The sequence below is a fragment of the Pseudarthrobacter linnaei genome (assembly GCF_055412825.1).
On record NZ_JBVAYX010000001.1, the window covers coordinates 159210 to 174310 of the forward strand.

At 68.3% G+C, this 15101-nt stretch carries 13 protein-coding genes; all 13 read left to right on the forward strand.

Going from position 1 to position 15101, the window contains the following annotated elements; genetic code table 11:
* Nucleotides 1-58: 58 nt before the first annotated feature.
* The 13 genes from dop to ACZYZ3_RS00770 all read left to right on the forward strand — a co-directional run bounded on the left by dop (nucleotide 59) and on the right by ACZYZ3_RS00770 (nucleotide 14947).
* Entirely contained in the window at nucleotides 59-1669 is a 1611-nt protein-coding gene (dop, locus tag ACZYZ3_RS00710) for a depupylase/deamidase Dop (RefSeq protein WP_463962170.1), read from the forward strand.
* A gap of 90 nt (nucleotides 1670-1759) precedes the next feature.
* Nucleotides 1760-1963 (forward strand): ubiquitin-like protein Pup, encoded by a 204-nt coding sequence (locus ACZYZ3_RS00715; RefSeq protein WP_024365265.1) that lies wholly within the window; start codon nucleotides 1760-1762, stop codon nucleotides 1961-1963.
* Between the two features lie 89 nt (nucleotides 1964-2052).
* Nucleotides 2053-2886, forward strand: a complete 834-nt coding sequence (prcB, locus tag ACZYZ3_RS00720) for a proteasome subunit beta (protein ID WP_463961952.1) — start codon at nucleotides 2053-2055, stop codon at nucleotides 2884-2886.
* A 1-nt stretch (nucleotide 2887) separates the two neighbouring features.
* On the forward strand, nucleotides 2888-3595 hold the full coding sequence (gene prcA / locus ACZYZ3_RS00725) for a proteasome subunit alpha (protein ID WP_463961953.1): 708 nt from the start codon (nucleotides 2888-2890) through the stop codon (nucleotides 3593-3595).
* 1 nt (nucleotide 3596) lies between these two features.
* Nucleotides 3597-4961: a Pup--protein ligase gene (gene pafA, locus ACZYZ3_RS00730; RefSeq protein WP_463961954.1), complete on the forward strand. Its 1365-nt coding sequence runs from the start codon at nucleotides 3597-3599 to the stop codon at nucleotides 4959-4961.
* Between the two features lie 110 nt (nucleotides 4962-5071).
* Complete coding sequence (locus ACZYZ3_RS00735) at nucleotides 5072-6004, forward strand: FKBP-type peptidyl-prolyl cis-trans isomerase (protein WP_463961955.1); 933 nt, start codon at nucleotides 5072-5074, stop codon at nucleotides 6002-6004.
* Nucleotides 6005-6048: 44 nt separating this feature from the next.
* Nucleotides 6049-6444, forward strand: a complete 396-nt coding sequence (locus ACZYZ3_RS00740; protein ID WP_354170650.1) for an FKBP-type peptidyl-prolyl cis-trans isomerase — start codon at nucleotides 6049-6051, stop codon at nucleotides 6442-6444.
* A gap of 194 nt (nucleotides 6445-6638) precedes the next feature.
* Entirely contained in the window at nucleotides 6639-8699 is a 2061-nt protein-coding gene (locus tag ACZYZ3_RS00745; RefSeq protein ID WP_463961956.1) for a helix-turn-helix transcriptional regulator, read from the forward strand.
* Between the two features lie 26 nt (nucleotides 8700-8725).
* The gene (locus ACZYZ3_RS00750; protein WP_463961957.1) at nucleotides 8726-9124 is read left to right on the forward strand and encodes a hypothetical protein; all 399 of its coding nucleotides are present in this window, start codon (nucleotides 8726-8728) and stop codon (nucleotides 9122-9124) included.
* A 35-nt stretch (nucleotides 9125-9159) separates the two neighbouring features.
* Nucleotides 9160-9429 (forward strand): Sec-independent protein translocase subunit TatA, encoded by a 270-nt coding sequence (gene tatA / locus ACZYZ3_RS00755; RefSeq protein ID WP_463961958.1) that lies wholly within the window; start codon nucleotides 9160-9162, stop codon nucleotides 9427-9429.
* Between the two features lie 48 nt (nucleotides 9430-9477).
* Nucleotides 9478-10272: a twin-arginine translocase subunit TatC gene (gene tatC, locus ACZYZ3_RS00760; RefSeq protein WP_463961959.1), complete on the forward strand. Its 795-nt coding sequence runs from the start codon at nucleotides 9478-9480 to the stop codon at nucleotides 10270-10272.
* 24 nt (nucleotides 10273-10296) lie between these two features.
* Entirely contained in the window at nucleotides 10297-13185 is a 2889-nt protein-coding gene (locus ACZYZ3_RS00765; RefSeq protein WP_463961960.1) for a DEAD/DEAH box helicase, read from the forward strand.
* 88 nt (nucleotides 13186-13273) lie between these two features.
* Complete coding sequence (locus ACZYZ3_RS00770) at nucleotides 13274-14947, forward strand: amidohydrolase (protein ID WP_463961961.1); 1674 nt, start codon at nucleotides 13274-13276, stop codon at nucleotides 14945-14947.
* Nucleotides 14948-15101: the final 154 nt, after the last annotated feature.

Sequence of the window (15101 nt, forward strand, 5' to 3'; positions counted from 1 at the left end):
GTCGGCCGCGCCCGGCAGGCCCGCCGGCCTGTCCGGCGGCCTGCCGGTCGGCGGCGCCATGCGGGTGATGGGCTCGGAAACCGAATACGGGATCCACGCGCCCTCCGCACCAGGTGCCAACGCCACAATGATGTCCGCCCGCGTAATCCAGGCCTACGCCCAGGTGACCCGGCAGCGCGCCGCCGGCGGGGCCGAGACCCGCTGGGACTACACCGACGAGGAACCGCTGCATGACGCCCGCGGCTGGACGCTGGAGCGCAGCCAGGCCGAACCCGACCAGCTCACCGACCAGCCGCCGGTCCTCGACGCCGAGGCTGTCGCCCTGGCCTACGGCCGGAAGGAACTCGAAGCCGACGGCGAGGACGAGCCCGGCACGCTGTTAATGAACATGGTCCTCGGCAACGGTGCCCGGCTGTACGTCGACCACGCCCACCCCGAGTACTCCAGCCCGGAAGTGACCAACCCGCGCGACGCCGTCGCCTGGGATGCCGCCGGAGACCTCGTGGCCCTCGCTGCGGTGCGGCGCCTGGCGGCGGATCCTGAGCTGCCGCCCATCAATCTGTACAAGAACAACACCGACAACAAGTCGGTCTCCTACGGCTCCCACGAGAACTACCTCATGCCCCGCGCGGTGCCGTTCGGGGACATCGTCCGCGGGCTGACCCCGTTCTTCGTTACCCGCCAGATTTTCTGCGGCGCCGGCCGGGTCGGCATGAAACAGGACGGCTCCCGGCCCGGCTACCAGATCAGCCAGCGGGCGGACTTCTTCGAGACCGAAGTCGGCCTCGAAACCACAATCCGCCGCCCCATCATCAACACCCGCGACGAACCCCATGCCACGGCGGATAAATACCGTCGGCTGCACGTCATCATCGGCGACGCCAACCTCAGCCAGCCAGCCAACTACCTGAAATTCGGCACCACAGCCCTGGTGCTGAGCCTGATCGAGGCCGGCCTGGCCCCGAAGCTGGAGGTCCATGAGCCGGTCGCCTCGCTGCAGGCCGTCAGCCACGACACCTCGCTCACCGCCACCCTGCGGCTGCTCGACGGGCGCCGGCTCACCGCCCTGGACCTGCAGTGGATCTACTTTGAAGCGGCCGCGAAGCATGCCCAGGACACCGGCGTCGCTGATGCCGTAGACGGGGACGGCCACACCCATGACGTGCTGGAACGCTGGTCGGCGACACTGACCGAACTGGGCAACGACCGCGCGGCGGCCGCGTCCTCCGTCGAATGGCTGGCGAAATTCTCCCTGCTGGAGGGCTACCGGGACCGCGACGGGCTGGAGTGGGGCCACGCGCGGCTGGGCCTCGTGGACCTGCAGTGGGCGGACATCCGGCCGGAGAAGGGGCTTTACTGCCGTCTGCTGGCACGGGACCGCATGCAACGGATCGTGGACGACGGCGTGATCCAGCGGGCGGTCACCGAGCCGCCGTCGGACACCCGGGCCTTCTTCCGGGGCCGCTGCGTCAGCCGCTTCGGGGCCGACGTTGTCGGCGCCAGCTGGGACTCCGTAATTTTCGATGTGCCCGGCCGTGGCCGGCTGCAGCGGGTCCCCACCCGGGAACCGCTGCGCGGAACCGAAGCCCTCACCGGTGGCCTGTTCGCCCGGCACCGGGAGGCAGCCCCGTTTCTGTCCGAGCTGCTGGGACTCCCTCCCGGTTCCTAAGGACCAAAGAGCCCCGCAGGGGCTCCGCGCGTGGCAATATGGCTTACAGGAAGTCCCTTGCTAAGAAGGGACGGACAGAAGGAGAGAACAATGGCAGGCCAGGAGCAGCAGCAGCCGCAGTCGCGGGACACCGAAGTCGACGAAGACGTCCCGGCCGCCCCGCCGGCTCCCGCGGAGGGCCAGGCGTCAGCCGCCACCCAGGGCGTCGACGATCTGCTCGATGAGATCGACGGTGTCCTGGAGTCCAATGCCGAGGAATTCGTCCGGGCGTTTGTCCAAAAGGGTGGACAGTAGCGCACCGCCCGGACCGCGGCGGCCCCGGGGCGCCGGCACAGGGCTGAGGGCCAGAAGTCGTTGATTCACTATGTTGAGGGAGTGCACCAGTGCAGGAAACCACCGCCAACCAGGTAGCAGCCAACGCCACGTCCTCCTTCACCGAACATCTGCAGCGCCAGCGCCCCGACTTGTTGCCCTTCGGACACCTGCCCTCCGGCCAGCAGCTCCTCGCGGGGAGTCCCGCCACGCCACTGCAGGCGCCGCACGGGACGACCATCGTCGCGCTGACCTACGCCGGAGGGGTGCTGATGGCGGGCGACCGCCGCGCCACGATGGGCAACGTCATCGCCAGCCGGCACATCGAGAAAGTGTTCCCCGCGGACCAGTATTCCGTGCTCGGCATCGCCGGGACGGCAGGGATCGCACTCGACATCACCCGACTCTTCCAGGTTGAACTTGAACACTACGAGAAGATCGAGGGGACACTCCTGAGCCTCGACGGCAAAGCCAACCGGCTCGGGGCGATGGTCCGCAGCAACCTGCCGATGGCGATGCAGGGCCTGGCCGTCGTGCCGCTGTTCGCGGGCTTCGACCGTCCCGCGGGGCTTGGCCGCCTGTTCTCCTACGACGTCACCGGGGGCCGGTACGAGGAGCAGGAACACCACACGGTCGGTTCCGGCTCGATGTTCGCGCGCGGCGCGCTCAAGAAACTCTGGCGGCCCAACCTCCCGGAGCGGGACGCCGTCTCCGTCGCCGTCGAGGCCCTCTACGACGCCGCCGACGACGACTCCGCCACCGGCGGCCCCGACCCCGTCCGGCAGCTCTGGCCGGTCGTTTACACCGTCAACCGGACAGGAGCCTTCCGGGTCCCGGAGCGCGAGCTCGCGGCAATGGCCGGCGCCATCATCGAATCCAGGGCCGTTGCCCAGCGGGAGGCCTGAGATGACCCAGCAGTTCTACGTGTCGCCAGAACAACTGATGAAGGACCGCGCGGACTTCGCGCGGAAGGGCATCGCACGCGGGCGATCCGTGGTGGTCATCAGCTGCCGCGACGGGATTGCCCTCGTGGCCGAGAACCCTTCGCCGTCACTGCATAAGATCGGCGAGATCTACGACAAGATTGCCTTCGCAGCCGTGGGCAAGTACAACGAGTTCGAAAGCCTCCGGCAGGCCGGGGTCCGGTACGCGGATGTGCGCGGCTACTCCTACGACCGGGAGGATGTCACGGCCAGGGGCCTCGCCAGTGTCTATGCACAGAGCCTGGGGGCGGTTTTCACCGCGGAACAGAAGCCCTTCGAAGTCGAACTGGCCGTTGCCGAGGTGGGGTCCTCCACGGAAGAGGACCACCTCTACCGGCTGACCTTCGACGGCTCGATTGCCGACGAGAACGGCTTCATCGTGATGGGCGGCCAGGCGGACAAGGTCTCCGAGGCCGTCGCAGCAGGCTGGCAGGGCGCCCTGGACTTCGCCGGTGCGGTCAGGCTTGCCCTGGCCGGCCTCGTGGCGGACAAGGAGACCACCACCCTGCCGCCCTCGGCCGTGGAGGTGGCGGTGCTGGACCGCGGCTCGGAAAGCAGCCGCGGCACCCGCCGTGCGTTCCGCCGGCTTGAGGACGCAGACATCACGGCATTGCTGGCTGAGGAGAACTGAAATGGACAAGCGCATTTTCGGCATCGAAACCGAGTTCGGGATTTCCTATTCGAGCCCGGAGTCACGCCCGCTGGCCCCCGAAGAGGTGGCCCGTTACCTGTTCCGGAAGGTGGTCAGCTGGGGGAGGTCCTCCAATGTTTTCCTGACCAACGGCTCCAGGCTCTACCTCGACGTCGGGTCCCACCCGGAATACGCCACCGCGGAATGCGACGACCTGGCCCAGCTGATCGCGCACGACCGGGCCGGGGAACTCATCCTCGATGACCTCGTGGACGAGGCGCAGGAACGCCTCGCGGCGGAAGGCTTCAACGGCACCGTATACCTGTTCAAGAACAACACCGACTCCGCCGGGAACTCCTACGGTAGCCACGAAAACTACCTCATCCCGCGGCGCGGCGAATTCTCCCGGCTGGCCGAAATCCTGATTCCGTTCCTCGTGACCCGGCAGCTGATCGCCGGTGCCGGGAAGATCCTCAAGACCCCGCACGGGGCCACCTTCGCGTTCTCCCAGCGGGCCGACCACATCTGGGAAGGCGTCTCCTCCGCCACCACCAGGTCCCGCCCGATCATCAACACCCGCGACGAGCCGCACGCCGATGCCGAGTTCTACCGCCGGCTGCACGTGATCGTAGGCGACTCCAACATGTCCGAAACCACGGCGCTGCTCAAGGTTGGAACCGTGGACCTGATCCTGCGGATGATCGAAGCCGGGGTCATCATGCGCGACATGCGGATGGAGAACCCGATCCGCAGCATCCGGGAAATCTCCCATGACCTCAGCGGCCGCGCGCTGGTCCGGCTCGCCAACGGCCGGCAGCTCACCGCCCTGGAAATCCAGCGCGAATACCTGGGCAAGGTCACGGCCTTCGTCGCGGAACAGGGCGCCCACAACCCCCACGTACCGCTGATCCTGGACCTCTGGGAACGCACCCTCGATGCGATCGAGAGCGGCGACACCAGCAGGATCGACACCGAAGTGGACTGGGCGATCAAGAAAAAGCTCATGGACAACTACCGCGAACGGCACAACCTGGGCCTCGACGCGCCCCGGATTGCCCAGCTGGACCTGACCTATCACGACATCTCCCGGACCCGCGGACTCTACTACCTGCTCCAGTCCCGCGGTGCCGTGCGCCGCGTGGTCGATGACACCGCGGTCAAGGATGCGGTGGACGCCCCGCCACAGACGACCCGCGCGAAGCTCCGCGGCGATTTCGTCCGGCGGGCGCAGGAACTGGGCCGCGACTACACCGTGGACTGGGTGCACCTGAAGCTCAACGACCGCGCCCACCAGACCCTTCTCTGCAAGGACCCGTTCCGCAGTGTGGACGAGAGGGTGGATGCCCTGCTGGACTCTATGGGCTGATACCCAGCTTTCCACGTTATTCTGGAGGGGTGCCGTTCGCGGCCAACGCTTGCTTTGCCGCTGGCACTTGCCCGGCGAGGCGTCCATCCTGCCCCGACGAAAGTTCTTAAGTGCGCCGACTACTAGCAATTCTTCTTCCCGGACTGCTGCTGCTGACCGCCTGCGGCGGCGGCGAACCAGCCGCCCCGGAACCCACCAGCCAGTCCGCCGGCGAGACCGCCAAGCTGGACTCCCTTAAGCTGACGGAGAACGGCGACAAGAAGGCCCCAGGTGTTGAATTCACCAAGCCCCTTGAGGTCACGGAACCCACCGTCAAGGTGGTCATGGAAGGTGAAGGCGACCGGGTCAAAGCCAACCAGATCGCCTCGATCTCCATCGTTGCCCTGAGCGGCAAAGACGGCTCCACCCTGGAGGACACCTTCCCGGGAGAGCCGGAGGACCTCGAACTCACCGACGCCCTCAAGACCGAAAGCCCCGTCATCTACAACGCCTTCGTTGGCGCCAAGATCGGCACGCACCTCGCCTTGGCCGTTCCCGGCGCGGCAGGCGCTGAAGGCGCCGAGGCGCAGCCCACCCAGCTCCTCGTCGTCAAGGTGCTCTCCGCCAAGGACGCACCCAAGGTCCTGGACAAGCCCGAGGGCGAAACGGTCACCCCGCCGGCCGGCCTGCCGACCGTCAAGGACAATGACAAGGGCATCCCGGAGATCTCCGTCGAAGGCGTCGCCGCCCCGACCGCCCTCGTGACCCAGGACCTCATCAAGGGCACCGGCCCCGAGGTCAAGGAAACCGACACCCTCACCGTGAACTACGTCGGTGTGGCACTGGAAGGCGGCAAGGTCTTCGACTCCAGCTTCGACCGCGGCGAGAAGGCCACCTTCCCGCTCACCGGCGTCATCAAGGGCTGGACCCAGGGCCTGACCGGCAAGACGGTCGGCTCCCGTGTCCTCCTGGTCATCCCCAAGGACCTCGCGTACGGCGATGAAGGCCAGGGCGAGGCGAAGGGCGACCTCGTCTTCGTCGTCGACATCCTCGGCGTCAAGTAACCACCACACCCGCATTACCCCCCACCACGCTAGAAGGAGCAACCATGTCATTTGGACAGCGCAACATTGACCGCCAGAAGCCGGAAATTGACTTCCCGGAGGGCGCCGTGCCCACCGAACTGGTCATTACCGACCTCATCGAGGGCGACGGCGCCGAAGCCAAGGCCGGCGACACCGTCTCCACCCACTACGTCGGCGTGGCCTGGTCCACCGGCGAAGAGTTCGACGCTTCCTGGGGCCGCGGCGCGCCGCTCGACTTCCGCGTCGGCGTCGGCCAGGTCATCCAGGGCTGGGACCAGGGCCTGCTGGGCATGAAGGTCGGCGGCCGCCGCCGGCTTGAAATCCCCTCCGAGCTGGCCTACGGCCCGCGCGGCGCCGGCGGCGCGATCGGCCCCAACGAGGCCCTGATCTTCGTCGTCGACCTCGTCGCCGTCCGCTAGTCACCACCGGCTCCCTGCCCTCGCAAGCTCGGGCCGGGGCCCTCGCCGGCGTGGGCCCACTCAGCGGAACCACCCGCGGCCGTCCTGACCGGACGCCGTCCTGCATCACGAAGCGCGGTAACAATCGGGAAAGTTCTCCCGGCTGTTGCCGCGCTTTTGTCGGTTTCGGGCGGAGACTTTAGTACCCTTGCGGGGTGTCAGCCTCCCGTACCGAACGCCTCCTGAATCTGCTCATTGCCCTGCTCAACACCACCTACGGCCTGCGCCGCAGTGAACTGCGCGAGAAGGTCTACCACGACACCAGCAGCACCGACGTCGCCTTCGGCCGGATGTTCGAACGCGACAAGGGGGAGCTGCGGCGGTTCGGCTTCGACGTCGAGACCGTCACGGACAAGGGCTGGGGTTCGGATGATCCGGCCACCACCCGCTACCGGATCGGCAAGGACTCCAACCGGCTTCCGGACGTCAGCCTCACCCCGGCAGAGTGCACCGTGCTCATGCTCGCGGCCCAACTCTGGGAGCACGCCGCCCTGGGCTCCGCCGCGCTCAACGCGGTGCGCAAGCTGCAGGCCTCCGGCGGCCTGGTCGACGCCGAACTCCCCGCCGGGGTCCAGCCGCGGATCCGCCCCGCGGGACAGGCGTTCGAGGATCTCGTCGCAGCCATGCACGCCCAGCACCCCGTCAGTTTCCGCTACCTCGCCGGCAGCACCGGCAGGGAAGAGGAACGGCTGGTGGAACCCTGGGGGCTCGGCAGCCGCTTCGGCCAGTGGTACCTCGTGGCCCACGACAGGGCCCGGGGGGAGAAGCGCTTCTTCCGCCTCTCCCGCCTCACGTCCGCCGTGACCGTCCTGGAGAAGGAGCGTTTCACCCCGCCGGCGGGCTTCAACATGCGTGCAGAACTGGCCCGACTCGAGGAGCTGCCGGTTTGGACAGCCGCCGTTGATGTCCAGCCCGGCAGGCTCCGCGGACTCCGCAAACGCGCCCTCCCCGGCCCCGCCGCCGAAACCGGCGCCGAATCCGGCGCCGTGATGCCCGGCACGGGCCGGGACCGTCTCAGCGTGCCGTTCCGGGACATCGAGACGCTCGCCGAGGAACTCGCCTCCTACGGTCCCCTGGCTGTCGCGGTGTCCCCGCCCGAACTCGTCAGCTCCGTGCGGCGCCGCCTGGCCGCCGCGGCCGACTTCGCCGTGGCGCCCGTTCCGCCGGTCGCTTTCCCGGCGGTCTCCTCCCCGGCTGCCGCTTTCCCGGCGGTCTCTTCCCTTGCGCCCGCTTTTTCCCCGGGGAAGCCCCGGCACGGCCGCAAACGCACTTCCGAGGACCAGCTGAGCCGGATGCTCCAGCTGGTGCCGTTCCTGGTGCACAACCAGGGCCTGCACATCAGCGACGTGGCGCAGAAATTCGGGATCACCCGCCAGGAACTGGAAGCGGACCTGCGGATCCTGATCTGCTCCGGCCTGCCCGAGGGCTACCCGGACGACCTGCTGGACATCCAGTGGGATGACGACCACGTCACGATCTCCGAGCACCTCGACCTGAACCGGCCCGTCCGTTTCACCGTGGAGGAGGCCTGCGCCCTGCTGACGGGGCTGGAGACGCTCAACGGCCTGCCCGAGCTGGCCGAGGGCAGCGCCCTGGAATCCGTCACGCTCAAACTCATGGCAGCGGCGGGGGAGGAGGGCCTCAAAGCGGCCGCTCTGTCCGGTCCCGAAGTGGGGCCCGGGAATTCCGCGGCGCTGGAAACGGCGCGCGAAGCCATCCGGACCGGCACCCAGCTGCGGCTGCGCTACTTCTCGCCACTGCTGGACACAGTCTCCGAACGCAGCATCGATCCGCTGCGGCTCTACTCGCTGGACAACACCTGGTACCTCGAGGCCTACTGCCATTCCGCGCTGGGGCTGCGCAACTTCCGGCTGGACCGGATCGAAGCACTGGAAAGCACGGGCCTGCCCGTCTCGGAGACGGCGGCGCCGGGCGGCAGTTTCCCCGTCAAGCTCTTCACCCCGAACGACGACGACACCGTGGTGGTGGTTGAACTGACCCGCCGCGGCACCGGCCTGGCCGATGAGTACTACGCGGAGCGGACGGCGGAACTTCCCGGCGGCGGTCTGCTCGCCGAAATCCGCTTCGGCAGCACCGCCTGGCTGCCGATGTTCGTGGCCCAGCACGGCGGGACGGCCCGGATCCTGCAGCCCGAGGAGCTGGCGGAAGCTTCCCGCGAATGGCTGGCCGCCGGCCTGGCCAATTATGAAGACTAGCCAGTGCGGCGGCTAGACTACTCAGCATGCCTTGGTGGTCCTGGATCGTGATCTGGATAGCGCTCGTTGCGCTGTCACTGTTGTTCTTTGTTGTGCTCGGCGCCCGGTTGTTCCGGAAGTTCATGGCCACGGTTAAGGAACTCGGCGAAGCCGGGAGGCGGTTTTCCACGTTGCCGGCCGGCCCGGCCACCTCCGGTTCAGCCGGTGTTCATCCGGGCCGCATAGGCTCGGACGGCGACGATGCGGGGGACGGATCCGGTCCGCGCGTAGGACCCGGATCCGCCGTTTTCGCCTCTCCCGTACAGATGGGGCATGACTACCGCGCGGCCAAAATCGCCCGCCAGGAATCCCGCCGCCGTCGCCGCGTCCAGCGCAAGCGGGACCGCGGGCAGCCCCAGCGGCTGCACGACATCGAATTGAGTTAGACGTAGGATGTATTCAAACGAAAGGACCTCCCGTTATGAGGCTTGAAGGCTGGCATCTCATCATCATCATCGTTCTGGCGCTGGTGCTTTTTGCTGCACCCAAGCTGCCCGGCATGGCCCGCAGCCTTGGCCAGTCGATGCGCATCTTCAAGTCGGAAGTCCGGGAGATGAAGAAGGACGGCGCCACGGACACCGCAGACGGCTCTGAGCCCGTCGAAGGCCGGGTCGTCAACCACCCGAAGTCCACCGGCACGGAAACCCGCACCGGAGACGGAACCGACGTTCCGCCGCCGAACCGCGCCTAACACCGCGTGGCAGTAACCATGGGCCACCGGTCGAACCCCGAGGGGAGGATGGCGCTCCTCGATCACCTAAAAGAGCTGCGGAACCGTCTCTTCAAGTCCGCGATCGCCGTCGTCCTGGGGACCGTCGTCGGGTTCCTCGTTTACCAGCCCATGCTTGCGGCGCTGATCAAACCGATCGCTGATCTTAATGAACACGAGGGCCGGCAGGCGACGCTGAACTTCGATGGTGTGGCCAGCTCTTTTGACCTTATGATCCAGGTTTCCGTCTTCCTGGGCCTGATCGTGGCCAGCCCGGTCTGGCTGTACCAGCTGTGGGCATTCATCGTCCCTGGCCTGCACAAGAAGGAACGCCGGATGGCGCTGTCCTTCGTGGCGGCAGCCGTTCCGCTGTTTGTGGGCGGCGTCCTGCTGGCCTGGCTGGTCCTTCCGAACGCGGTCCGGGTACTGACTGATTTCACCCCCTCCGGGGGCTCCAACTTCATCAGCGCCCAGGTGTATCTGTCGTTTGTGCTGCGGCTCCTGCTGGCCTTCGGCATCGCATTCCTGCTGCCGGTGGTCCTCGTCGGGCTGAACCTGGCGGGCGTCATCAAGGGCAAGCAGCTCGTCAAGAGCTGGCGCATCACGGTGTTCCTGGTCTGCCTCTTTGCCGCCATGGCCGCGCCCGGAGCCGACGCGATGAGCATGTTCTATCTTGCCGGCCCCATGCTGCTCCTGTTCTTCGCCGCCATCGGACTGTGCCTGCTCAACGACCGCCGGCGGGAACGGCGCGCCGTCAAGCGGGCCGCGGAGACCGAAGCGACCGCGGACCGGGCGACTCCCAGTTCCGAGCTGGAGAATCTCTAGCCCCTGGCGCACTAGGCTGGAACCATGTCTTCTATCCCCGGGCCGGAATCGCCGTCTGAACGCTACCGGGCCAGCGTCGAGCGGGCCGCAGAAGCCAAAACCTATCTGGGCGGCTTCATCCGTTCGCTCGCCTTCGAACTCGACGACTTCCAGCGCGAAGCGTGCCTGTCCCTGCAGGCCGGCCGCGGGGTCCTGGTCGCCGCCCCCACGGGTGCCGGCAAGACCATCGTGGGGGAGTTCGCCATCTACCTGGCGCTCCAGCGCGGGCTCAAGGCCTTCTACACCACCCCGATCAAGGCCCTGTCCAACCAGAAGTACTCGGAACTCGCGGACAAGTACGGTGCCGACCGCGTGGGGCTGCTGACCGGCGACACCAGCATCAACGGCGACGCCCCGGTGGTGGTGATGACCACCGAGGTGCTGCGCAACATGCTCTACGCCGACTCCAGCACCCTGGCAGACCTCGGCTACGTCGTGATGGACGAGGTGCACTACCTCGCGGACCGCTTCCGTGGCGCCGTCTGGGAAGAGGTCATCATCCACCTGCCCAGCGAAGTCCAGGTCGCCTCGCTCAGCGCCACTGTCTCCAACGCGGAGGAGTTCGGCGCCTGGCTGGACACGGTGCGCGGCCAGACCGACGTCATTGTGTCCGAGCACCGGCCGGTGCCGCTGTGGCAGCACGTGATGGTGGGACGGAAGATCGTGGATCTCTTCGCCGGTGACACCAGCTTCGATGAGATCGCCCCCGCCGGTGAGTCCGCCGCGGTGACCGCGACCGCGGACACCGCCGACCTGACTGCCCGCCCCGGCTTCGAGGTCAACCCCGAGCTGCTTTCCATGGCCCGCGCCGAGAGCCAGATGAACTTCCGCGGACGCTTCGGCCAGAGCGGCCGCAGCGTCCGGCGCCAGCGGAACCAGCGCGACGACGCACCCCAGGGCGGCCCCCGCAGCCCGGTCCGGAAGGCCAGCCGCCCCCAGGTCATCGCCAGCCTGGACCGGCAGGACCTGTTGCCGGCCATCACCTTCATCTTTTCCCGTGCAGGCTGCGACGCCGCGGTGGCACAGTGCGTTGCTGCCGGTCTCTGGCTGACCACGGAGCAGGAACAGCTCATCATTGCCCGGCGCGTCGACGAGGCCGCCCAGGACATCCCCTCCGACGACCTGGACGTGCTCGGTTTCTGGAGCTGGCGCGACGGGCTGCTCCGCGGACTGGCCGCCCACCATGCCGGCATGCTGCCCACCTTCAAGGAAGTCGTCGAAAAGCTCTTCGTCGACGGGCTCGTCAAGGCCGTCTTCGCCACCGAAACCCTGGCGCTCGGCGTCAACATGCCGGCCCGCTCGGTGGTGCTGGAGAAGCTCGAGAAGTTCAACGGGGAAGCGCACGTCAACATCACCGCGGGGGAGTACACCCAGCTGACCGGGCGCGCGGGCCGCCGCGGAATCGACGTCGAGGGCCATGCCGTCGTCCTCTGGCAGCCCGGCACGGACCCGGCGTCCGTCGCCGGCCTCGCCTCGCGCCGCACCTACCCGCTGAACTCCAGCTTCCGGCCCACCTACAACATGTCGATCAACCTGCTGGCGCAATTCGGCCGGCCCCGGGCCCGGGAAATCCTCGAGTCCTCCTTCGCGCAGTTCCAGGCCGACCGCTCCGTCGTCGGGCTGGCCAGACAGGTCCGCAGCCGGGAGGAATCCCTGGCCGGCTTCAGCAAGGCGATGAACTGCCACTTGGGCGACTTCACCGACTACTCCCGGATCCGGCGGGCACTCTCGGACGCCGAGAAAAACGCCTCCCAGACCAGCTCCCGGGCCAGGAAATCCGTGACGGAGGACTCCCTGAGCCGGCTGCTCCCCGGAGACGTGGTGGATGTGCCCACCGGCCGGGCGCCCGGACTCGCCGTCGTCCTCAGCTCCGACCACCACTCCCGCGAACCGCGGCCCGCCGTGATGACCCTGGACAACCAGCTGCGGCGGATCGGGACCCAGGACGTGGAAGGGCCGCTTGCTCCCATCACCCGGGTCCGGATCCCGAAATCCTTCAACGCCAAGGTGCCCAAGTCCCGGCGCGACCTGGCGTCCTCGGTCCGGAACGCCCTCCGGGAAAACCGGCCCCCCGCGCAGCCGAGCCGGAACGATGACTTTGGCCGCGCCGCCGCCCTGCCGGACCAGGAGAAGAAGATCGCCGAGCTCCGCCGGGAACTCCGCGCGCACCCGTGCCATGGCTGCAGCGAACGCGAGGACCACGCGCGCTGGTCCGAGCGCTACTGGAAACTCCGCCAGGAGACCGACGGGCTGGTACGCCAGATCCAGGGCCGCACCAACACCATCGCCAGGACCTTCGACCGGGTCTGCGGTGTCCTGTCCAGCTACGGCTACCTGGAAACCTCCGACGCCGGGGCACTCACCATCAGCCCCGACGGGCAGCGGCTGCGCCGGATCTACGGCGAAAAGGACCTGCTGATTTCCCAGTCCCTGCGCCTGGGCGCCTTCAACGACCTTGACGCCGCCGAGGTCGCCGCCCTGGCCAGCGTCCTGGTCTACCAGGCCAAACGTGAGGACCGCGGGCTCCGGCCCAAGATGCCGAGCGTGTCATTGGAATCCGCCGTCGACGTTGTGGTGCACGAATGGTCCGCCCTGGAGGACGTCGAGGAGGCCAGCAAGCTGCCCCTGACCGGTGAACCGGAACTCGGCCTGGTCTGGCCGGTTTTCAAGTGGGCCAAGGGCCGGCACCTGCAGGACGTCCTCAGCGGCACGGACCTGGCCGCCGGCGACTTCGTCCGCTGGGTCAAACAGGTCATCGACCTGCTCGACCAGCTCGCAAAGATCCCGTCGCTGGACCCGAGGGTCTCGCGGCTGTGCGGGGACGCGATCAAACTCATCAAGCGCGGCGTAGTCGCGTATTCCTCTGTGGCCTGACCGCCGCGGCCGGCCCTTCGGCCGGTACCTCCCCTCGTCGAACACGTCCGGCCCGCGCCGGTCACCAGTAACAAGGAGTCCCCGACCCATGACCGATTCACCGGCCACGCCCGCACCGCACAAGGTAACGCTGTACCGGAACGGCTCCGTCTACACCGCCGCCGATCCCTTTGCGACGGCGATCCTGGTTGACGGCGACACCGTCGCCTGGGTCGGCTCCGAGCAGGCGGCCACCTCGATCGCCGACGCCTCGATGGAGGTCATCGACCTGCACGGCGCGCTCCTCGCCCCCGGCTTCGTCGATTCCCATGTCCATCTCACCGAAACAGGAATCGCCCTGGACTCGCTGCAGCTCGGCGGGGTCCGCTCTGCCCGGGAACTGCTCGACGCCGTGGCCGGCTTCTGCGTCTCCGCGTCCAGCGCAGGCGGCACCGTGCTGGGCCATGGCTGGGACGAGACCCAGTGGGCGGACTCCGCGCTGCCCACGCGCGAGGAGCTCGAACGCGCCGCCGGCGGGCGTAAGGTCTACCTCTCCCGCATTGACGTGCACTCGGCGCTTGTTTCCTCCTCGCTGGCGGCGGCCGCCGGCCTCAACGACACCGGCCTCAACGACACCGGCGGCTCCGGAGCGGGCAGCCAGGTCAAGCGGGACGCGCACACCTCAGCCCGGCTGGCGGCGCGCCAATTGCCCGCCGCGGCGCTCCGCGGCTACCAGCAGCGGGCCCTCGCGGAGGCGGCAGCCAACGGCTACGTGGCGCTGGCGGAAATGGCAGCCCCGCACATCGGCAGCATCGAGGACCTCCAGCTCGCCGCCGCCTGGAACACCGGCCCGGACGCGGTTCCGGAGGTCCTGCCGTACTGGGGTGAGCTGGCCAGCTCGACGGAACATGCCCAGTCCATCCTGGACCGACTGGGCGTGCCCGTGCTTGGGCTGGCGGGGGACCTGAACATCGACGGCTCGATCGGTTCGCGGACCGCGGCCCTGCGGGAAGACTACAGCGACGCCGCGGGGGAGCGGGGCAGCCTGTACCTCTCGTCCGCGGAGGCTGCGGCCCACCTCGCGGCGTGCTCGCTGCTGGGGATCCAGGCAGGCTTCCACGTCATCGGTGACGCCGGCCTCGACGCCGCGCTGGACGCGCTGGACCAGGCGGCGGCTGACGTCGGGGAGCAGAAGGTCCGCGCCGCGGGCCACCGCTTGGAACATGTCGAGCTCGCGGATGCGGAGTCCATCCGCAGGCTGGCCAACTATTCCGTGACGGTCAGCGTCCAGCCCGGCTTCGATGCGGCCTGGGGCGCAGCGGACGGACTGTACCAGCAGCGCTTGGGATCCCGGCGCAGCGGCATGAACCCCTTTGCCTCGTTCTACGCCGCCGGCGTCCCGATCTGCTTCGGCAGTGACAGCCCGGTTACGCCGTTGCGGCCCTGGGCCAGCGTCCGGGCCTGCCTGCAGCACAGCACCCCCGCGGAACGGATCTCCGCCCGCGCCGCGTTCCTCGGCCACACACGCGCCGGCTGGCGTGCTGCCCGGTACCGGAACCCGATGGCCGGCCAGCTGGTACCTGGCGCGCCCGCCAGCTTCGCGGTGTGGCGGGTCGAGGAACTGATGGTCCAGGTGGCCGACGGCCGGGTCCAGTCCTGGAGCACGGACCCCCGGGCGCGGACGCCGCTGCTGCCGGCACTGGACACCGATGCCGAGCCGGTGTGTCTCCAGACCGTCAGGGACGGTCGGGAGCTGTTTGCCAGCGGCTCGCTCCGGGGCTGACGGCCGGCTCGCTGCCCCCGGCCCGGCCCGAAACTTCACCGGCCACAAGGCGGCCCTGACCTGCGATGACGGACGAAACGGCAGGTCACGGCGCGGTTGACAGATCAGGGCCGCCCCGTAGCATTGAGGGGCAACGGAGGGTTGTGTACGCCGC